This window comes from Streptomyces sp. NPDC060198 (genome assembly GCF_042728415.1).
Classification (GTDB): Bacteria; Actinomycetota; Actinomycetes; order Streptomycetales; family Streptomycetaceae; genus Streptomyces.
Window position 1 is genome coordinate 1 of sequence record NZ_JBHWZJ010000420.1, and the last position, 5,638, is coordinate 5,638.

Below are 5,638 nucleotides of genomic sequence, written 5' to 3' on the forward strand. Positions count from 1 at the left end.
CGCCGGCCCTTCCGCCGGCGGGCACCGTCATGTCGCCGGCTTCCCGGCGGCCCGGCCGGCCGCGGAGGGGCGGTCGTCGTACCGCGGGCGAAGCGCCACCGCCGCGCGAGGTGAGCGGAGAAGGAAGCGGTTTTCCTCATCCCCTCATCGCGGAAGGGGAGTTGGTCCCGCGCAGCCGGCGGACTGCTCGGACCGCCCCGGGCACGTACGCGGCACCCCGGCCGCCGGCCACGGCTCGCTGCCGGCCCGCCGCGGACCGACTTGGGCGAGCTCCTGTCACGACCATTGCCGACACCGTCGTACCTCGCTATGTTAATCGAAAATCACATCGGTATGACACGGTCCATCGCGTCTGGATCACTCGACTTGCACGTCTGCGAAGGCTAATCGAAGCCATCTGACCCATCAGGGAAGCAGGTAAGTCAATGGAGAATCTCAGCAGGCGAAAAATGTTGTCCCTCGGCGTGGCCCTCGGTCTCGTGGGTGTGACCGACACTGCTCAGGCATGGGCCTCGACGGGATCGGCGGCGGGATCCACTGCGGGAACCGGCCCGGCATGGATCTGGGACGACCTGGCGGACCCGCTGATGGCCACGATGGTCGACAACGGCCATGTGCCGGCGATCAACACCGCGTGGGCGTCCTGGGTGAACAACAACGACCCGTTGCCCTCCGGCGTACCGGCCGAGTTCACCTCGTACCTGGGGCAGGTCAACCGGCTGCCCTCCTGGGCCGACCCCGTCAAGCTGGCTCGCGCCGCCGACTTCAACCGGCGCAGGGACACGTACCTCTTCATGCTGTACGGACTCGGCGGCGGGATCATGAGTACGGTGATCCCGCGCGAGGCCAAGAGCGTCTACTGGTCCGCGGGCGGCGCCAACATGCAGGACCGTGCCGCCAAGACGTTCACGTTCGGGTACGACCTCTCGCAGCTGGGAGCCTTCGAGCCGACGGGACAGTTCGTCGTCACCGCGAACAAGACGCGCGTGGTGCACGCCGCGGTGCGTCACCTGCTGCCGCAGTCGCCGCACTGGCGGGCGGTCGCCGACGAGACCGTCCCGATCAGCGCGGCGGACATCCTGGTCACCTTCCACAGCCTCGGCACCTACGTCCACCGCAAACTCCTCGAATGGAAGGTCCCGTTCTCGGCCGCGGACCAGGAGGCGTTCCTGCACTCGTGGCAGGTCGCCGTCCACCTGCTCGGCGTGCCGGACGAGTACATCCCGAAGACCTGGGCCGCCGCCGAGGCGCAGTCCGCGCAGGTACTCACCCCGATCCTCACTCCGTCGACCGAGGGCATCGCCCTCGCCGAGGAACTGCTCGGCCTGACCGCGCAGATCGACCTCGGGGTCACGCGCGGGTTCCTGAACGAGTTCGTGCGCTACGTCCTCAGCGACCAAGTCGGCGACTGGCTGGGGCTGAAGCGCGACTACGTGTCGGCGGCCCTGGTCCGCACCGCGTGGCCGGCGTTCATCCTGTTCCGTGAGGGGCTGTCCCCCGTCATGCCCGGAACGTTCTACGTGTTCGACCAGTTCGTACGGGCCCTGGCCATGCTCTTCCTCAACAAGGGAACCTCCGGGACCACCACGGCGATCACGATCCCCACCGGGAACAGGGCGGCCTGATCCACCGACCCGGTCCCCACCCGTGCCCGCCCCGCGGTGACCGGCCGGGGGCGGGCACCGGCACGAACAGCCCTTCCCGGCACGGCGACGGCGCAGCGCGCCGCGCCCGGCAGCAGCTTTCAGAGGCCCAGAGCACTCACGACCAGGGCGGTCACGGCCTCGCGGTGCTCCGGGGTGTCCTGCCAGCGGAGCTTCCGCCCCGCTTCCACGGCCACGCCGAACCCGGCGTGCACCAGCACCCGTGCCTGGCGCGGGTCCAGTTCCGGGCGCGCCAGCCTCAACTGCTGCTCCCAGACGGCGATGTGCTCCCGCTGGGCGAGGACCACGGGCCGCCGCAGTCCCGCGGGCAGACCGGCGAGTTCGGCCTCGGCGACGCTGTTGAGTTCGGTGTACTCGAAGCTGTAGGCCACATAGGTCGCCGCCAGCGCGACGATGGCGTCGTGCGGGCCCGCCACCTCGCGCAGACTCCTCTCCACACCCTGGGCCAGCAGCGCCGCGGCCGGGAGACAGGCCGCGGCCAGGATGTCGATCTTGCCGGGGTAGTGGCGGTAGAGCGCGGACGGGGTCAGGCCCACCGCTTCCGCGATCTGTCCGTTCGTGACGCTGACGAACCCGTCCCGGGCGAACAGCGGTACGGAGGCCGCGAGGATCTCCGCGCGGCGCGTGCGCGGCACCGGCTGCGCGGGCAGGTCCACGGCGACGCGCGGCCCCGGCGGACCCGTCGCCGGATCACTCGCCACCACGCGTAGCGCGGACGCCAGCAGCAGTTCCTCGGCCCGGCGTTGGGCGATGGACGTGTGATGCATCGTGATGGATCCGATCGCGCCGAGGGCCGCCAGGGCGCGCAACTGCCGGTCGGCCCGCGGGTGTTCGCGCTGCACCGCCTCGTCCACCCGCCCGGCCAGCCGGGCGAACTTGACCGCCAGGCGTCGGCGGTCCTCGCGGCGGAGGTAGCGGGCCTCCCACCGGTAGACGCCTCCCGACGCACGGTGAGCGACGGTGATCCGGGTGACTGCGGCGAGCACGTGTGCCGACGCCGCCCCGGGCGGCACCTCGTCGAGCGCCGCGACCAGGCCGTCCACCATGACGTCGGCGCACTCGGCGAATAGCGCGTACTTGTTCGGGAAGTGCCTGTACAGAGCGGCAGCGGTGATCCCCACGCCGGCCGCGACCTCCTCCATGGACGCCGCGTGGTAGCCGCGCTCGCTGAAGACCCGCCCGGCCGCCTCGACGATGAGCTGCCTGCGGTTGCGGGGCCGCGTGGCCGCGGTCGCGCCGGCGGCCGGACGCGCGGACGGGGAGGCGGAGGCCATGCGGATCAGTCAATCACACGTCGTCAGGGGGCCGGGATCCCTCGGCGAGTGCTCCCGGACGTGATTCCCGCAGCGGTGGTCAGGGGAAGGTGAGGACCGGCTTGACCACGCTGCCGTCCCGCATGGCGGCCACCGCCGCCCCGATCTCCTCGAACGGGAACGTGGTGACCAGCCGGTCGAGCGGGAAGAGGCCGCGCCGGTAGAGGCCGATCAGCTCGGGGAGGAAGCGGCCGGGGTCGGAGTCTCCCTCGATCACTCCGTGGACGCGCGCACCCTTGGCGAGCAGTGCCATCACGTCGAACGTCACCTCACCGCCGAGTCCGAGCAGAGCGAGTTCGCCGCGCGGTCGCAGCGCGCCGACGGCCCGGCGGGCCATCTCCGGACGCCCCGTGGTCTCCACCACGTAGTGCGCCCCTCCTCCCGTGGCCTCACGCAACGCCGCCACCAGGCCGTCCCCCGGGGACAGGGCCGCCCGAGCGCCGAGTTCCACGGCCAGGGCACGTCGGGAGGAGACCGGGTCGACGGCCACCACCGGGTCGCAGCCCACGGCCACCGCAGCCATCAGGGCGCTCAGGCCGACCCCGCCCGCGCCCAGGACCACCAGGGAGGTGCCCGGCCCGGGGCGCAGCCGGTTGAGTACCGTTCCCGCGCCCGTCTGGCCGCCGCAGCCCAGCGGCGCGGCGACCTCGGACGGCAGGTCGGAGGGGATTTTGACCATGCCGCGCTCGTGGACGACGGCATGGGTGGCGAAGCTGGACTGGCCGAAAAAGCCCGCACACAGGGCTGAGCCGTCGAGGGAGAGCGGAGTGGAGCCGTCTTCGCGCCCGCCGGAGAAGTTCAGGGCAGGCGCGGCGCGACAGTAGGCCGGGTGGCCCGCCGCGCACTCTCCGCAGGCCCCGCAGCTGGCGAAGGTGAGGCAGACGCGGTCACCGGGCGCGACGCCCGTCACCTCAGCGCCCACCGCCTCGACCAGACCGGTGCCCTCATGGCCGAAGACCATCGGGGTGAGCTGCCGGGGCCAGGTGTCCCGCATCCCCAGATCGGTGTGGCAGACGCCCACCGCGTTCATCCTCACCAGCGCCTCGCGCGGCCGTGGACCTTCGAGCTCCGCGTCCCGCACGACGAACGGTGCGCCCGGCGCCTCCACGACCGCAGCGCGGACGTGTCTCACGATTCCCCGGCGGTGCGCGGGGTCTCCTCCACCAGCCCGATCTCGGGGGCGCGTTCCAGGAAGAAGTAGTAGAAGGGGCCCTCGGCCGGGACCCCCTTGGCGTTCATGATGCCCATCAGCGTGTTCCCGTCCACCCGCTTGAAATGGTCGAAGACCGGCCGACCGTCGTAGACCATGGTGGCCGTCGGCTCGCCTCTGAACTCGACGGTCCACAAGCTGGCCTCGCCCTGGCCGAGTTCGAGGTTGGAGTAGAGCTCGCCCGCCGCGTTCCGGCAGACCAGCGGCTTGGCGTCGTGCACGGAGACGAACGACTTGCCGTACCAGTCGGCCTTCGCCAGCATGCCGTCGAGCGGGTGACCGGTACGGAACTCGCCGCCCTTCCAGCCGCCGAGGATCTCCTCGGGGCGGACGGCGTCCAGTACGGCCCAGATGGCGTCGAGTTCGAGCGGGTCGACCAGGCCGTCGCGCTCCCGGAGCTTCTGGAACCGGGTGCGGGCTTCGAGCGCCTTCATGCGGGTGTCCTCTCGTGGTTGCGGAACCTGGAGCTGGAGCGGTGGTGCGGCGCGAGGCCCCGCCGGGTCACCCGGAGGTGCGCGGAGCGGAACCTCCGGGGGCGGAAGCCCGTCCGGACGGGAGCGCGGGGTCGCCGGTGACCGCGCCGGGGTGGCCCAGGGTGCCGAGGCACAGCAGTACGTGGCGCTCGGCGACCTCCTCCGCGGTGAGCGGGCCGTCCGCGCGGAACCAGTTGGCGACGCCCTGGCACATGACGAGCACCGAACGGACCGCGTCGGCCGGGAACGGCGTGGTGAACACGCCTTTCGCCCGGCCCGTCTCGACCGTGTCCAGCAGCATGTGTTCCAGATAGTCGCGCAGGGCGACGTAGCGAGCCCGGTTCCGCGGCTCCAGGCTGCGGATCTCGGTGTCCAGGAAGGCCAGCCGCTGACGGTGGGCCATGTAGAGCACGATCGACTCGACCATGCCGCAGATGCGCGCCAGCGGATCGTCCCCGGCCTCACCGGCGGCGGCCCGGCAGCGGTCGAGGACGTCCTTGATGGACGCTTCCAGCAGCGTGGCCAGCAGGGCCTGCTTGTTCTCGTAGTGGTAGTACAGCGCCGGCACCGTGACGCCGACCCGGCCGGCGATGTCGCGGACCGAAGTGCCGTGGTATCCGTGCTCGTTGAAGGCTTCCATGGAGTGCCGCAGGATCGGGTGCAGTTCGAGTGGTCCGTAGGAGCGCCAGTGCTCCGCCGGTGGCGTGGTGTCCTGGCTCGGCTCGGTGTTCAACGACTCTCCCGGGGCCTCTCGTTCGGATCGTGCTGGATCGGGGGCAAGGCCGCGATCGGCGACATCGTACGGCCGTGAGTCCTCGACGGCTCCCCTTCGGTGCTTAGCGATCGATCAGTGACGCCGGGCGAAAGGTGTCCGGCCCGGTGGGACTTCCCCGATATGGCTCAGTAAAAACTGTTGCGGCACGGGGAGTTGACCGGACGGGCCCGCACTTCTACGTTTTAGCGAACGCTCAGTAAGGT

At 71.1% G+C, this 5,638-nt stretch carries 5 protein-coding genes; 1 reads left to right on the forward strand and 4 read right to left on the reverse strand.

What is annotated here, in order from left to right; translation table 11 throughout:
• Positions 1–425: 425 nt before the first annotated feature.
• Positions 426–1,625, forward strand: coding sequence for an oxygenase MpaB family protein (locus ACFWEP_RS30730; protein ID WP_387374981.1), 1,200 nt, complete (start codon positions 426–428; stop codon positions 1,623–1,625).
• A 119-nt stretch (positions 1,626–1,744) separates the two neighbouring features.
• Here ACFWEP_RS30730 and ACFWEP_RS30735 read toward each other — a convergent pair whose 3' ends face one another.
• The 4 genes from ACFWEP_RS30735 to ACFWEP_RS30750 all read right to left on the reverse strand — a co-directional run bounded on the left by ACFWEP_RS30735 (position 1,745) and on the right by ACFWEP_RS30750 (position 5,393).
• Entirely contained in the window at positions 1,745–2,938 is a 1,194-nt protein-coding gene (locus ACFWEP_RS30735; RefSeq protein ID WP_387374983.1) for a TetR/AcrR family transcriptional regulator, read from the reverse strand.
• A 79-nt stretch (positions 2,939–3,017) separates the two neighbouring features.
• Positions 3,018–4,109, reverse strand: a complete 1,092-nt coding sequence (locus tag ACFWEP_RS30740) for an NAD(P)-dependent alcohol dehydrogenase (protein WP_387374984.1) — start codon at positions 4,107–4,109, stop codon at positions 3,018–3,020.
• On the reverse strand, positions 4,106–4,621 hold the full coding sequence (locus tag ACFWEP_RS30745; RefSeq protein WP_387374986.1) for a DUF4334 domain-containing protein: 516 nt from the start codon (positions 4,619–4,621) through the stop codon (positions 4,106–4,108). The genes ACFWEP_RS30740 and ACFWEP_RS30745 overlap by 4 nt, the downstream gene beginning before the upstream one ends.
• Positions 4,622–4,688: 67 nt before the next feature.
• A complete protein-coding gene (locus ACFWEP_RS30750; protein WP_387374988.1) occupies positions 4,689–5,393 on the reverse strand; it encodes a TetR/AcrR family transcriptional regulator in 705 nt (234 codons plus the stop codon).
• Between the last annotated feature and the right edge of the window lie 245 nt (positions 5,394–5,638).